Below are 14061 nucleotides of genomic sequence, written 5' to 3'. Positions count from 1 at the left end.
ACGCTGAAAGGCCCGTACGGGGGGGGGGGGGGGGGGGGGGGGGGGGGGGGGGGGGGGGGGGGGGGGGGGCCCCCCGCCCCGCCCCGCGCCCGCGCCCCCGCCCCGCCGCCCGCGCCCCCCCCCTTCACGGCCCGACCGCGGGCGGGCCCGCACACCTCAGGTCATCCGAGGCTGGCAGGCCCGCCCCCGTACGGGCCGCGCTGAGACTCAAGCGCCTTGCGGCGGACTCACCTGCCCCCGCACCGCATCCCGGTACTCAGCGCTGCCTGAGAACGGCACCCGGGTACGCGGTTGGTGGTACCCGTTCGCACACTCGCCCAGGTACATCCGGGGAAGACGCTCCAGCACTCGTGCAAGGGCGTCGTGCCACAAGTACGGTCCAGCAGCGGCATCCTGTCCCGTCGGGTTGTAGGCAGACTCCCAGCCGGTCCACAGTGCCGTGAGCTCCTGGCGTGCCGCGCCATGCAGATACCAGCACTGCCGTGGGAGCTGGTCCGTCGACAGCTCGAACTCGTCGGCAAGCCACAGGACCCAGTCCACGAACTTGTCCCACAACTCCTGGTACTGATCCTCTGGCACGGTGCGCCAGTCGATGGCCGCGCCCGGCACTCGCTCGCCCTCAGCGGGGACTCCGCCGGCCGCAGGACCACCACCCACTGCCCCAGCGGCCCCCTGCTGGGGCAGCATGCTGAGCTGCCGTTCGATCTCGGTGAGCCGATTGGTAATGATCTTCTGTTCGCCATTGAAGGCGTCCAATGCGTCGAGCAGCGGCTGGAAGGCGTCCTCCTCCGGCTCCTCCAGGCCCAGGTCCTCGTTCTCAGCCACCGTTTTGTGCCTCCCGAAGGGCGGCGTCTGTCGCGGCCTTGATCTCTCCAGCGCGAGAGCTCTCGTGGATGCGCTCGAACTTCACCTTGGTGACCTTGGTACGACGGTGTACCACCAGACCGTGCCGCTCGGGAATCATCCTGATGTCGGCTGGCTCCAGCACCGCTCGGCGCCGGGTCGACACGGAGACGGACATGCTGTCTCCGCTGTCTGATATGGACTCCGTGTCTTCCTCGAATTCTCCCGCCAAAGCGCTGTACGTTTTGAGTTCCTGTTCGTCGCTGACGCCACCCAGGATTACCTTGACTGTGGCCGCGGCGAACATCTTGCGAACGCCGATCTCGCCCCACCTCTCCTGGGCCTGGGCAAGATTTTGGAGGACGGCAACAACGAATATGTTCTGCGATCCGCTGACGCTCATGAGGGACGGAATCTGAGGGAGTGGCGCGACGTTTGCAAGCTCGTCGCCGAAAAACCCCAGCGGCGGGTCGAGCCGGCCGTTAGGCATCTTCGCGGCAACCTTCTTGGCCGTGTCCAGGATGGACCTGGTGAACGCCGCCATGATCGGGGCCAGACTGCTTCCTTCATCCTCCTCACCGATCAGGAACAGCGTTCCGCCCGTGCGCAGCCAGTGCTCGATGCTGAACAGGGACGGGTCCTTGGGGTCTGCGGCGAAGATCTGCGCCACCAGCGGGTCATACAGGGCCGTGAAGCTCTGCTCCGCTGTACGCCACGAAGCGCTGCGCTCTTCCGGGGCAGCAGCGTGCTGGGCCGCAAGTGCGCGCGCCAGATCCGACCGGCCGTGCCGGGCGAGGATGTCCACCGGCTCGCGGATGCTGGGTGCCGTGGCCCAGCGCAGGAGGTTCATCGCCCCGAGCCCTTCCAGGGCGGCCGCGTGAAGCCAGCAGGTTATCAAAATCTGGGCGTTCATCGCGAAATAGCCGCCGTTTTTGGTGCCCTCCTCAGATTTCGTCGTGGATGTCAGCGTCTCAGCACGCTTTCGAGCCGTCGTGAAATCCTCGCAGCCGTCGACTAGAGACCAGCGCAGCTGGTGCGGCCATCCCGAAAGCGCAGTCGGGTCCAGAACCTGAACCGGGCCATGTCGTTCCCGCAATTTCGCCGTCGCATAGAGGATGTCGACCTTCGAACTGGTCGCCAGGACGGTTCCCTCAAAATCGAGGATTCCCGGCATGATGATCTGGCTCGTTTTGCCCTCTCGGGGCGGTGCAACCAGGAGAAGCGTTTCCTCGATCGGCACCCACAGTGGGACACCCGTTGGATCCGAGACGCCGATGTGGACGGCGACGGTCTTGACGCTGGGTCTGGCAACGATCAGCTTCTGATCATCCTTGCGCAGCCGGGCTGGCAGCAGAGCCTTGGCCTTGCCGGACGCGGTGGCTGCCGCCTTGGCCTGCTTGGCAAGACTGGGGCGCAGGGCAGGAAGCCGGGAGAGCGCGTACCCCTCGCCGAGCGCCGCCTCCAGCTCCCGTTTGGTGGCCAGGCCGTCCGTACCCTCGGAGTTCCAGGCCGACCACCTACGCCAAGCCTTGCGCCCGACCACCGCGGTGCCGAACGCGACCGCCAGGAGCACGGGGTAGAAGAGGAGTGCGTGGCCCACCCCTGCACCCGGAGGGAATGCCTTCCCTGGACTGAGAGGGTCGGCCGGCAGTCGTAGCAGGGCCTGGCCCGCTTCTGACCAGGACACTGCAGCGAGTCGACCGTGATTGAGCAGACCGGATACGGCCGCCGTCACCCACATGAGGAAGGACCCGGCGACCACCGCGGCGATCCCGAACAGCCACCAGCCGTCGCGGAACAGGTGCAGGCGTATCCCGCTATGGGGCGTGACAACCTTGCCGTTCACGCGCCACCCCCCTTACGAAGGGGCACAACCGGAGCGGTGAAGCTCCCCGACGCCTCCGTGCGCTTCTCCGTCATCCTGCTGTCGGTGTTCGTCAGCTGGATCTCGGTCTGGGACCGGATATGTTCTACCAGCAGCACCCGCTTGCCGACCTGCCAAACGGCCCTTCCGGGCGCGCACAGATTGGCTGGGTCCGTGATCGCCGCTACTGCCCACTTCGGCAGCTGCAGGTAGTCGGCCGTGATCTCGGCCTCGTGTTGGTCGAGGTGGTAGATCACCCTTGTCGCGCTGAGCTTCAGGATGGCCGCGGCCTCTGGTGCATCGGTGATCAGGAGGTCGCCGAGGTGGTGGAGAATCGACCAGAAGCTCAGCCCTAGCCTGCGGCCGTACCGCATGAACTCCTCGAACAACCTCGCCACAGCGCGGTGGGACAGGATGTGCCAGGCCTCTTCTACGATCAACGTCCTCTTGACGTCGTCGTCCTCCTTCAGCCAACCGAACCTGAGCCAGGGCCCGATCACAGCCATGAGGAGCGGCATCGCAACACCCTCGCGGGGCAGCTGCGCCAGGTCGAAGACGATCAACCGTGCATCGAGGTCGATTCCCTCCGAGGTAGGGCCGTTGAACAGACCAGCCAGCTCACGATTCGGGGCGCACAGCTTGTCCAAGGCGAGGGAAGCCGGCTGGCCCCACACGACCAAGTCCTCCGCGCTGATCTCGCGCTGACCGAGCTTGGCCGCCACGGGGTGCGTCAGGGCGTTGTGCACGTCGGACAAGACCGGCACACGGTTCTCGCGAGCCGCTACCTGCAGAGCTACCGAGTGGGCCTGCGACAGGGCGAAGTCGGTCTCCGACGACAGAGCGCCGGCCAGGATCTCGACCATTGAGGACAGCACGCGGAACTGGTGACGGGCCGGGATCCGCGGATCCAGAGGGTTGAGTCGAACCCCCTGGCCGGTGCCGCCGTAAACCAGGCGGATCGGAGTTATCCCGAGGCTGCGGGCGATCTGGTCCCACTCCCCGCGGCCATCCTCCCCTTGGGCGTCCAGGATGCAAAACGATCTATTGCGGAACCGCAACTGGCGCAGCACGTACGTCTTTTCCAGCGCGGACTTGCCGTGCCCGGACTTGCCGAGCACCAGGACGTGCCCACTGGCAAGGCGCTCGCGCGCCGTCGGGTCATACAACACGAACGGGTCGTAGATCCAGGCGCGCCCGCTGTAGATCTCCCGGCCGATGATGACGCCACGCGGGTCCAAGCTGGGTGCGCCTACCGCGGGATACAGACCACAGGCCTGCATCGTGGTGGTGCGTACCGCACGCCGGCGGGTGGCGGACTGAGGCAGGATCATGCGCAGCATGCGTCACCGCCGCCCTTCGGGGAGAATGCCGCCGACGAGGGGCAACGTGTTCGCGAACGCGCGCCACTGCTCCTTGTCGCACCACTCCAGCGTCAACTGGCACTTGGCGGCTGCGGCTCGAATGTCGTTCTTCTGGCGAACCAGCTCCTCCTTGTCGGAGCTGGTCACCGTGACCCAGCCCGTCAGGCGCACGCCCGAGGCCCCAGCGGCGATCTCTTCCACCGTGCTCGCAGCAGCGCGGATTTCCCGCCGTTCCCGGGGGTCCTGAAGCTTGCCTGGGGTGTCGTCGGCCTGGCCGATCTCCGAGGTCACGTCCGAGAGCGCCTCGGCCAGGGCCCGCTCACCAGGGACGAGTTCCATCGTGACGCCGACGGTGTAGATCATGTCCTGCACGTAGAGCAGCAGCGGCGCCAGGAAGTTCACGCCGACCGGCATCGTGGGCCACTGCTTCACCCAGGCGGTCGCGCTGTACCAGGGCTCGTCCGCTTCGAAGCCTCGGGCGGCAATGAAGGTCTCGTCACGCGCGTCGACCTCGGCCGGCCAGGCCGTGGAGCGGTCCATGCCGCGGTTGTCGTCCAGCCAGTGCCCGGGCGCATAGCTGTGGTGGAACAACGAGGACAGCGCCGCCTCGTCGAGGCTGCGGACCCAGCGCAACTGGGCACGGCCCAAATTGCGTATGAAGGTCTCGATCTCTTTGCCCAGGACGATGCCGTACCCCTCGGCCAGGGTGCTGTATCGGCTGGCCTCTTCCACGAGGTCGCGGCTGTAGGGAATGCCGAGGGCCAGGAACAGACGCCTGTCCTCCGCGGAGATGGCCACCCGCTTGAGCAGCTGTTCGTACGAGGCGTCCAGCCAACTGGCGGCGCCGGGATCGCGTCGCGCGGCCGCGTCACGGATGTGTGCGTTGGGATCCGTCGGGATGATCTTGGACAACCACTGCACGCGCTGGATGCGACCTCCTGACTCGGCGGTGCTGCGCAACAGGAATTCCCAGGCGCTGATGAGGCTCTCCTTGTCCTCGGAGTCCAGACCGCCGAAGTGCTTCATGCCCTCGACCTCGACCACGGCGCTGAACATCGCCTCACTGGGCTGAAGGAGTATGGCCACCGTTCCGAACCCGGTGCGCGCCTCAAACCACTCCATCTGCGGAGGGACCCCTGCCGGCGCCCTGACGGCGGCGGGGCGACCATCGCCCCACCGTCCCGTGAGCGGGGCGGTGGACCGATACAGGAGTGATCCGTTGCGCAGTCCCCGGCGGTATGAGCGCTGGATTTCGAACCACCGCAGGTAGGTGCGGCCGCGGAAGGGGATGAGCACCGCCCAGGCGATGAACAGGGCCACGCTGAGCGTGCCTACGATCTTGAGGGGAATGCCCGGTAGGGCGGCGAGGCAGATGACGGTGAGGATCGCTCCTACACCGAGGACCAACTGCTCGTCGGCCTCGAACCTCCGACCGAGGAATCCGCGCGGACGGGGCCTCGGAAACGTGAATGAGCGTGCCACAGCAAGCTCACCTCCAGTTCAGATGAGCCTGAGTCAGGCGGGGGATGAGGGATTCTCGTCGGGCCACTCACTGGGCGGAGGCGGTGGAGCGGGCGCCTCTCCGCCCGACAGGACGTTCGTCTGAGGGGGCGGAGCTTGCGGTGCGTCGCTCGTAGCCGGAGACGACCTGCCACCGCCACCGCCACCGCCACTGCCGCCGCCTTCGCCGCCGCCGGGCTGGGGTGTCCCACCCATCCCGCCAGCACCACCGGGCTGGTCGGGGCCGACCTCGCCATCCCCGGAACCACCGCCTGAATCACCAGGCATGCCACTACCGTCGCTCATGGACCCGGCGTCGTCGTTGCCCATGTTGGCGCTGTCGAAGCCCTGGTCGACGGCACCCTTGACTGCCTCCTTGGCGTCATCGGCCTTCTCCTTGGCCTTCTCCGCGCCCATGGCGGCAAGCCCAGCGGGGCCGGCGCCCGCGGCGGCTGCCTCAGACCCGCCGGCAGCTTCGGCCTCACTGCCCTGGCCGATGCTGGGCCCGTCACTGCCGCCGGAGGAGTCCTTGTCCTGCATCTCGTCGCTGCTGTTGCTGCCGCCACCGAACTTGGACCAGGCCTCTTTGCCCTTCTGCATCGCCATATCGCGGTGCTGGGCGAGGTTCTGGATCTCGTCACCGAACATCGGGATGAACTTCGAGACCTGCCACGGTGCGTATCCCGCGATGATGAACAGGGCCAGGATGATCAGCAGGGTGCTCAGGATCTTGCCGAAGCCGTCCGGCGGGTCGCGGAACATGCCGCCGAACAGCGCCGGGATCATGGCCAGGACCACCATCATGACCCACTTGGAGATGATGATGCCGGTGATGATGCCGATGTACTTCTTCGTGTGACCCCACAGGTCCCTGTCCACCAGGCCGGCGAACACCACCGGGCCAAAGACGACGCCGGTCAAGATCAACGCGTTACGGGCGACGAGCATCAGGAAGAGCCCCAGCCCCACGGTGAGGAAGAACCCGATCAAGGCCAGCGCGATCGGCAAGCCCCACCCGGAAGCCGCGAGCCCGGCGAGCAACAGCACGATGAACGCGCCTGTCAGAGCCATGTCGGCGAGGAAGGGCTTGAACATACTGATGGCCATCTCGTCGACCAGGTCGACGACGGTCGCGATGATCGCGGGGGCGAAGGCCGTCACGATCACCGACAGCAGAAGGTTCCCGATGGACTCGCCGATGGCGGCGGCCGGGCTCACTCCACGGGCCACGCGCTTCACGATGGCGATCAGCCAGGCGATGCAGGTGAACACGGTCGCCAGGGCGAAGACCATGCCGTACAGCTTGATGAAACCGGGGTTGCTCCAGTCGATCTGCAGCACGGGATCACATCCCGTCCGTGGCTATGGCCTCGACCAGCTTGCCGACGGACGGCGCCGACTTCTTGGCCAGGTAGCCAAGCGGGTCAGTGGCGAAGTCGACGGTGTCGCTCACGGTTTCGACCGCTCCTTCGACCCCGTCCTTCACACCCTTGGCCGCATCCCCAGCCACCTCGCAGACCTTCTCGGCTTTGTCGCAGACCCACTTGGCGCCGTCGATCGTCTTGTCGATGGCCTTCTTGCCGGTCTCCTTGATGTCCTTGCACATGCCAGCCGGCAAGACGCAGGGAATATCGATGCCTCCCAGTGCGGGAACGGCAGCAGGAGCAGCCGCCGGAGCAGCCGAGACAGGGGCCGCAAGGGCGGGCGACCCAGCGCCTACCACTACCAGCAGCCCGAGCAGGAGCGCTGCCAGGCGGCGCGCAGCGTTAGCCGACATACGGCGGCGCATTGAACTCCTCCTCAGCTGTTCGGAAAGTCTCCATCGAGGACGGCGAAGAGCCGTCGGACTGGAGCGGAGTGGGCCCGTCTATGGCGGCGATCGACGTGACCTTCCAGTCGCCGTCACGCCACTGGAGGTTGTAGGTGTAAGTCGTCCAGCGGGCGGAGACGGGCAGCTTGGCCTTCTCCGTGGGAACCCCAGCCACCGAGGTCATCCACACGTCGACCGACGCCACCTGGTCCGAGTAGCTCGACACCCGCGTGCCCAGGCAGGCCGAGCGAAGCAGCAGCCCGGAGGCCTTGGGATCCTGCAGGCCGAAGCCTGCGATGAGCTGTGCCGTGGCTTGATCATCGCGGCTGATCTGGTTCGCGACCGATTCCGGCGCCATGATCTGCCCGATCAGCTTGTCTCGGTACGGCTTGTCCGTGATGTAGGACCGGCTGGAGCGCGCGATCTCGAAGTTGGCGGCCGCTGCTGCCGCCCCCTCCTTGGACTGGGGATAGCCGACTGGCACGCCGGCGGCCTTACCCGCAGGCTTCGACTTCCCGCCGCTCCCACCTGGCTTTGCAGGCGGCTGGGAAGTGGTGGCGCCCTGGCCACCGTTCTGGGAAGGGCCGCCGGACTGGCCGGTCACGGATACCAGCAACGCGACGAACAGCACGGCTGCGACGAACACCCCGAGGAAGAGACGCACCGGAGGCCGACGCCTTTCCGATCCGCCCCTCAGGGGCTCGGCAACCAGCATCCGGGTTCCGGATGCGGCGCCATCTGATTTCTTGCGCATCAGACCCCCATGCCGAAGACGATTCCGAAGATCGTCGACATGGACGCGATGAGGAACAGGCCCGCCAGAGCGCTAATCACCATGGTCTTTCCCTGCTTTACGTCCATGGTGTTCTGTTGGGAATTGCCGACGCGTATCTGCCAGGCGCCCCAGATCGCCATGCCGAAGAGGATCAGCACCACGGCCGCCATCAGAACCTGAATGATGACCCGCGCCTTCGTGCCGACCGCAGCAAACGGACCCCAGTCGGGACTGAGCCCGTTCACGAGGTCGCCCACGCCCGCCGCCAAAGTGGTGGCGTCCTGTATGGCCCCGACCATGCCTGCCTCCCTGCTGACTCGGCGCTCAAAGCCACGAGGCGAGCGCCGCACTATTGCCACTCGGTCCGAAAAGCAGGAAGAAATCCACACCCGATAAATAGCCGTGCCCCAATTCCCGTCACGCGGGAAGGGCTTGACTGTTCACTCGGTGCGTGAAGTAAAGTCCCGCCTTGGATTCTCCGGATACCTCCGTGACTAGCTGACGGCGCACGACGCTAGAGGCCAATTCAGCACGCATCGCCCTCCTTTCCGCCTGGCGGGCACGATGCACTGCCGCTGCCCGCACCACGGGAAACCCGCTCTCGAAGCGGCCCGTCCAGCGGGACGCTCGGAGGGGTAAATGCGGAAAGCACCGCTGATCGGAATAGCCGTCCTGCTCAGTCCAGCCCTCGTGGTGCTCGCACTCGTGCTGCTACTGGCCGGGGCCGGCGGATCAGACGACAACGACATGACGGCGACCGGGGCCAGCCAGTGCATCGTCAAGGCATCCACGGCTGAAGGAGCAGCCACGCAGCGCCCTCAGGTCCCGCTGAACCCGCAGGGAAAACAGACCCAGCCCTCCTGGAATGAGGAGCAGACGAAGAACGCCGCCATCATCACGAATGTGGCCCGGACGAGGAACCTCAAGCCTCGGGCAGCAGTGATCGCGGTGGCGACCGCGATGCAGGAGGCCACGCTGGAACGGGACCCGAAGCATCGAGACCTGGACAGCAGGGGGCTCTTCCAACAACGGCCCAGCCAGGGGTGGGGGTCGGCGAGCCAAGTGCTCGACCCGATCTACGCGAGCAACAAGTTCTATGACGCGCTCGTAAAGATCCCGAACTGGGACACCAAGGACCTTGCCCACGTGGCCCAAGGCGTCCAGCGCTCGGCATACCCCGACTACTACGCGAAGTGGGAAACCAGCGCAGGCAAGCTCGTCGCCCAGGTCTGGGGCGCGGACGTCATTGACTGCGAGCAGCCTGCCGACAGCGCGAAGGCAGTCAAGGCCACTGGATCCTGGCATGCCCCGGTCAGCGTCAAGTCCTCCAACAACTACAGGGCTGGCGGCTCGAGGTGGTCTTCCGGCAGCCACACAGGGGTCGACTTCCCGGTCGCCACCGGTACAGAACTCCACGCAGTCGGCAACGGCACGGTCGTCGAGGCCGGATGGGGTGGAGCCTACGGAAACAACATCGTTCTCAAGATGTCCGACGGAAGCTACACCCAGTACGCCCACCTCTCCCGCGTCAGTGTCTCCACAGGGCAGAAGGTCAGGGCCGGTCAAGTCATTGGGCTCACCGGATCGACCGGAAACAGCACCGGACCACATCTGCACTTCGAGGCACGCAGCGGGCCTGCCTACGGCAGCGACATCGACCCCGTGAAGTACATGCGCCAGCGCGGCATCACCATCTGACGACACCAGAGGAGCATCATGACCCCCCAAGCCCCAGGCTCGCGAAAGCCGCGCAGTATCTCCACCCACCTGGCCATCGGGTCGAACACCGTGACCGTCGACGGCAGTGCCATCCCCGTCCCGGAAGGGCGCACCCCCACCGAAACCGCCCTCGCCCACCTCAGGGCCCGCGCCCGGCCCGAACTCATCCTGCGAGCACACATCGAACAGGAAGGCTCACCGGAGACGCTGCACCTCCCCATCACTCCGCCGGATCAGGCTCCACCGGCCCGTCCCCTGCCCGCCGGCCTCCCACCCGAACTCGAGGCACGTCTGATGGCCACCAGGCAACTCACCGACAACGGCGGCCCCATGGCGGCAGCCGATCACGCCCAGAGTCTCGTCATCGACCTGACCATGCAGTACGGCGCCGAACACCCTGTCACCCTCCACGCAGCGGAGGACTGGGCGCACCTCGCCTGGCTCACCGGGAACTTCGAGGCCGCCGCGGAGACCTGGCTCTGGCTCGCCGAGACCCGGAACGAGCAGAGAAACCCCTGCCTCACCCTCCTATGCGCCGACAACGCGGTCGCCTCATGGCGCCGCCAACGGCCCGAGACTGCAGCTCAAAGCCGACACACACTGGCCGAAGGAATGGCCCGGATGGGACTGCTGCGCCACCACGCCGCCCTGACCGCAATACCAGAGAGCGCGGGCTGAACCAAGTCCCGTATGATCTATTGACTTTGCGGCTGGCGCACCTCGCCCGGCCCAGAGCAGAAGGGAAGCCGTGATGCGACGGAGACTCACCTTCGCCGAGCTCGTGATGGTGGTCGGCCTGCTCTACTTCGCCGTGACCATCGTGCTTGGCGCCACCTACCTTGGCAGCGGCTGGAGCTGGCGCGTAGTAGCGCCGGACGGCTGGTACTCCCTGCTCGGGTACGCTGCAGCCGCGGCCTTCGTCGCAAGAACCAGGAGGCACCGGCGCCGCACGGACGCACGCGAGCAGTAGCTGGAAAAGCCGGCCGTGGCGGACCACGGCCGGGGCGCGCTACCCTGATGGACTGACGGGCCAGCAACCCCTTCCAGGCCGTGACAGTATCGATCGCGGTACCTCGAGCACTTAGTGCCGGGGTGGTTGCTGGCCCCTCGCCATGTTTCAGGCAGCACTGCCACCTCTTGTCGTCCCACCGGACGGGACGGTAGAGCCTCCCTGCAGCGCCGTGCGGGATGGACGCAGCGGTTTCTGCCGCTGCTCCTCGCGTGTCCCGTTCCGCGAGTGCAAACTAGGCGTCCAGACCAGTTCCACAGATGGAGGCGAGGCTCCCTTGTCCACAGCAACCGCGACCAGCCACCTCCGACGCCTGGCGCCGCATCCCTCGGGCCAGCGTTCCATCCGCTCTCGCACGGTCCGAAGGAGAGCCGCGAGGATTGCGGCAGCACTGAGCCTCTCCGTGGCCGTCGGCATCGCAGCCAACAGCGCCCTTCTGGCCGGCGTCATCAGTCACGCAGTACCGGGAGACCCCGCCTGGGACTCCGCCGATCCTCACGTGCTGGCAGATCCGGCCTGGGACGTCAAGGCCCCGCACTAGCACGCTGACTGGTGCGCGGGCCGCTCGTCGAGCGGTGCACTGCCCTGCAGGCAGACCGCCCCAAGGAGGGCACCAGACAACCCTCAAAGGCGCCTGGAGCACCGGTCTGCGGCAGCGGAACCAGACTATTGAATGTATTTCGCCAAATACATAGTTTACGGGGCGCTTGTCGTGAAGGCGGCAAGCCATCCGCCCTCCTATCAACCGGAGCACCCCGTGAACTTGGCAGCAGCCCTGTCGGACCCTGAGGGCGCCGACGCATCCCCACCCGCCATCCCCGGCCTCTACGCGTTGTACGCCGAGCGCGACGGCATCGCCGTCGGCTGGGAGTTCTGCGACGCGCTGGCTACTCCTGGAGCCGCTCGCGCTCTACTGCCGGATGTGCGCCGCGAACTGGCGACACTCAATGCGTCAGGGCACTTCCACGGCACAAGCTGCATACACCTGCTCCGCCATGCGGCGGCGGGCTGCGATTGCCTGACAACGGAAGCCCCTGCAGAGGGCTGCCGTGTCCTGGAGACCTTCGCCCCGAATGAGGCAGCAAGCGGACAGGACGACGAGAGCGCCGCCAAAGCATGGGGTGCCGCCGCCGCGGCGAAGGAGGCCAGCGTCTCGGCAGCCACCCCGGCCATGCCTCACCCGGGCATCTACTGGGACGACTAGGGCGTTTCCTTCGGATCGTCCGGTCGGTCCAGGTCCTTGGATGAGGCTGTCTCGTGCCGTGAGTGTTCGAGAAACGTGCGGGCGCGGGCCCAGATGGCCTCCGGGTCGTACGTCTCCGGCCGCCAGGCCGTCGTGGCCAGCGCCCCCCGCCCCCGGTACGCGCGCATGATTTCGACGTGCGGCGGCCAGCCGACGAAGTCCCGGAGGGCCGCCTCGTCGCGCCAGACGGCGACCGAGCCGACACGGCGCGACAGGGGGAGCGCCCAGAGCCACATGCCGTACGCGCCCTCCAGCTCGGTCCACCGCGCCGCCAGGGCACGGGCGGCGCCGTAGATGCCCGGCAGGTCGGCGATCCGGTGGGGCTGGAAGGCCGTCACGGTGACCGTGAGGGACGCGGGAACCGCGGTGGCGGGGCGCGGGAGCAGGCCCGGCGTCCAGTGGGACCTTAAAATATTAGTAGGCATGTGCTTACAGTGTGCGTGGGCATATGGTTTGTCAACGGGTACTTTCGTATCCATGTCCGAGAACGCACCCCCGAGCGAGGAGCCTCGCCCCGATCTCGCGGCGATGGTCGTGCCGCTGGGCCGCGCCCTGATGGCCGCGGAGCGGCCGGTCCTCGACGCCCACGGCCTGACCACGTGGGCCTACGCCGTCCTGCTCCATCTCGACGAGGCCCCGATCCGCACGCAGGCCGCGCTGGCGGAGGCCATCGGCGCGGACAAGACCCGGATCATCGCCGTCCTGGACGCGCTCGCGGAGCGCGAGCTGATCCGCCGCGTACCCGACCCCAAGGACCGCCGCGCCCGCCTCCTCTCCCTCACTCCGGAAGGACGCCGGCTGCGCGACACTGTCCAGGCCGCCATCCAGGAGAACGAAAACCGCCTGCTCGCGCGACTGCCCGTCGGCGACCGGGAAGCCTTCCTGAGAGCTCTGCGAGCGCTGACCGAGGCCGCCGGGGGACGCTGAGTGCGCCGCGGTGATTCGAAAGAAACGGCCTACCCGATCCAGATGTCCGACGACCCCGCCAAGCGCGATCTCGAGCTGATTCACACAGCGTGCGGGGGGCTTGCGCGAAACCGTGTGCGGAATGCCACCCAGCCTGGGTTGCCCCCGGCGCGCGGCAGCTTGCCGACGCAGCCCGCGCCGCCCGCCGCGCCGCTGCAGTCCCCGGGCCGCCCCGTGCTGCCCGCCGGACGCTCGCCCGCCTGGCCGACGATCTCGCACAGGCAGAAGTACTCCTCGAGCACGCGTGCCATGACGTTCGAGGCGCTGACCTGAGGTCCGCAGACCTCACCCACCTCTACCTCGGCGGCCTGCGCTGGGACGAGTGCACCCAGTGGCCCGAGCAGCAGTGCGAGCGCATCCGCGCCGGTCGACGGGATTCGCCAGATCCGCGACCGCTGAGCACGGCATCGTCCCGGTGGTACGGGGGAGACCACCGGGACGACAACGCCCGGCCTCTGCAGCACTGTTCACCCGCGCGCGGGGATCGCGGGAAGTGCCCGGCTGCAAGTCCCCCTGTGCGGACGGGTACGACGTCCGACGTCGCGGGCATCGGGTGTGCGCGGCCGTCGTCGACGGCGCGGGCCACGACGCGGCCGTCGTCCGCTACGCCCGCATCACGCCGCCGGTGATCACGCACATCGGCATGACCATGGGCGGGCTGGCCGCGCTGACCACGGCTGGGCAGATGGCCCACGCCTACGATGTCCCGCCGCACGCCTCGGCCGTCTACGCCCGCATGGAGCCGGGCCAGCCCACCACGATCCACTGGATCGGGGACTGTCGCGCCTACGGCCGGACGGCCACGTGCTCATCCAATGGAGCACCGACCAGACGATGGGCGAGTACCTGCGCCGTAATGGTGTGGTCGTGGAACTCTCGGAGCAGCATGACAACTGGTCGCGGACCGGTCTCGCCCAGGCAGGAGCGGCCATGTGCCGTGAGGCGCAGATCCCGGGAGCCGTCCGCCTGGT

The 14061-nt window shown here is 67.3% G+C and carries 15 protein-coding genes; 6 read left to right on the top strand and 9 right to left on the bottom strand.

Annotated elements, in window-relative coordinates; translation table 11 throughout:
* Positions 1-207: 207 nt before the first annotated feature.
* The 8 genes from ACFYOJ_RS24645 to ACFYOJ_RS24610 form a co-directional block, all read right to left on the bottom strand.
* Complete coding sequence (locus ACFYOJ_RS24645; protein ID WP_388597851.1) at positions 208-825, bottom strand: hypothetical protein; 618 nt, start codon at positions 823-825, stop codon at positions 208-210.
* Positions 818-2689: a TraM recognition domain-containing protein gene (locus tag ACFYOJ_RS24640; RefSeq protein WP_356558369.1), complete on the bottom strand. Its 1872-nt coding sequence runs from the start codon at positions 2687-2689 to the stop codon at positions 818-820. Before ACFYOJ_RS24640 ends, ACFYOJ_RS24645 begins: the two co-directional genes overlap by 8 nt.
* Complete coding sequence (locus ACFYOJ_RS24635; protein ID WP_356558370.1) at positions 2686-4047, bottom strand: ATP/GTP-binding protein; 1362 nt, start codon at positions 4045-4047, stop codon at positions 2686-2688. The genes ACFYOJ_RS24640 and ACFYOJ_RS24635 overlap by 4 nt, the downstream gene beginning before the upstream one ends.
* Positions 4048-4050: 3 nt before the next feature.
* Positions 4051-5550, bottom strand: coding sequence for an SCO6880 family protein (locus ACFYOJ_RS24630; protein ID WP_356558371.1), 1500 nt, complete (start codon positions 5548-5550; stop codon positions 4051-4053).
* Positions 5551-5583: 33 nt separating this feature from the next.
* Positions 5584-6909, bottom strand: coding sequence for a hypothetical protein (locus ACFYOJ_RS24625; RefSeq protein ID WP_356558372.1), 1326 nt, complete (start codon positions 6907-6909; stop codon positions 5584-5586).
* A gap of 4 nt (positions 6910-6913) precedes the next feature.
* Positions 6914-7357 carry a hypothetical protein gene (locus tag ACFYOJ_RS24620; protein ID WP_356558373.1) on the bottom strand — a complete coding sequence of 148 codons (444 nt, stop codon included), beginning with the start codon at positions 7355-7357 and terminating at the stop codon, positions 6914-6916.
* Positions 7335-8042, bottom strand: coding sequence for a hypothetical protein (locus ACFYOJ_RS24615; RefSeq protein WP_356558374.1), 708 nt, complete (start codon positions 8040-8042; stop codon positions 7335-7337). The genes ACFYOJ_RS24620 and ACFYOJ_RS24615 overlap by 23 nt, the downstream gene beginning before the upstream one ends.
* A gap of 89 nt (positions 8043-8131) precedes the next feature.
* A complete protein-coding gene (locus ACFYOJ_RS24610; protein WP_356558375.1) occupies positions 8132-8452 on the bottom strand; it encodes a hypothetical protein in 321 nt (106 codons plus the stop codon).
* A gap of 340 nt (positions 8453-8792) precedes the next feature.
* Here ACFYOJ_RS24610 and ACFYOJ_RS24605 point away from each other — a divergent pair, with 340 nt between their 5' ends.
* The 4 genes from ACFYOJ_RS24605 to ACFYOJ_RS24590 all read left to right on the top strand — a co-directional run bounded on the left by ACFYOJ_RS24605 (position 8793) and on the right by ACFYOJ_RS24590 (position 12085).
* The gene (locus ACFYOJ_RS24605) at positions 8793-9851 is read left to right on the top strand and encodes a M23 family metallopeptidase (protein ID WP_356558376.1); all 1059 of its coding nucleotides are present in this window, start codon (positions 8793-8795) and stop codon (positions 9849-9851) included.
* Between the two features lie 18 nt (positions 9852-9869).
* Complete coding sequence (locus ACFYOJ_RS24600) at positions 9870-10550, top strand: hypothetical protein (RefSeq protein WP_356558377.1); 681 nt, start codon at positions 9870-9872, stop codon at positions 10548-10550.
* A 73-nt stretch (positions 10551-10623) separates the two neighbouring features.
* Positions 10624-10842, top strand: coding sequence for a hypothetical protein (locus ACFYOJ_RS24595; protein WP_356558378.1), 219 nt, complete (start codon positions 10624-10626; stop codon positions 10840-10842).
* 712 nt (positions 10843-11554) lie between these two features.
* Positions 11555-12085, top strand: coding sequence for a hypothetical protein (locus ACFYOJ_RS24590; protein ID WP_356558379.1), 531 nt, complete (start codon positions 11555-11557; stop codon positions 12083-12085).
* Here the strand turns inward: ACFYOJ_RS24590 and ACFYOJ_RS24585 are convergent.
* Positions 12082-12462, bottom strand: a complete 381-nt coding sequence (locus ACFYOJ_RS24585; RefSeq protein WP_388597843.1) for a hypothetical protein — start codon at positions 12460-12462, stop codon at positions 12082-12084. The two genes, ACFYOJ_RS24590 and ACFYOJ_RS24585, sit on opposite strands and share 4 nt — an antisense overlap.
* 139 nt (positions 12463-12601) lie before the next feature.
* Here ACFYOJ_RS24585 and ACFYOJ_RS24580 point away from each other — a divergent pair, with 139 nt between their 5' ends.
* Positions 12602-13051: a MarR family transcriptional regulator gene (locus ACFYOJ_RS24580; protein ID WP_356558381.1), complete on the top strand. Its 450-nt coding sequence runs from the start codon at positions 12602-12604 to the stop codon at positions 13049-13051.
* Between the two features lie 42 nt (positions 13052-13093).
* Entirely contained in the window at positions 13094-13363 is a 270-nt protein-coding gene (locus tag ACFYOJ_RS24575) for a hypothetical protein (RefSeq protein WP_356558382.1), read from the top strand.
* Positions 13364-14061: the final 698 nt, after the last annotated feature.

The organism is Streptomyces sp. NPDC006384 (assembly GCF_042870695.1).
In the GTDB taxonomy this organism is placed as follows: domain Bacteria; phylum Actinomycetota; class Actinomycetes; order Streptomycetales; family Streptomycetaceae; genus Streptomyces.
Note: the sequence above shows the minus strand (reverse complement) of the source record. Positions and strands in the feature narration are given on the sequence as shown.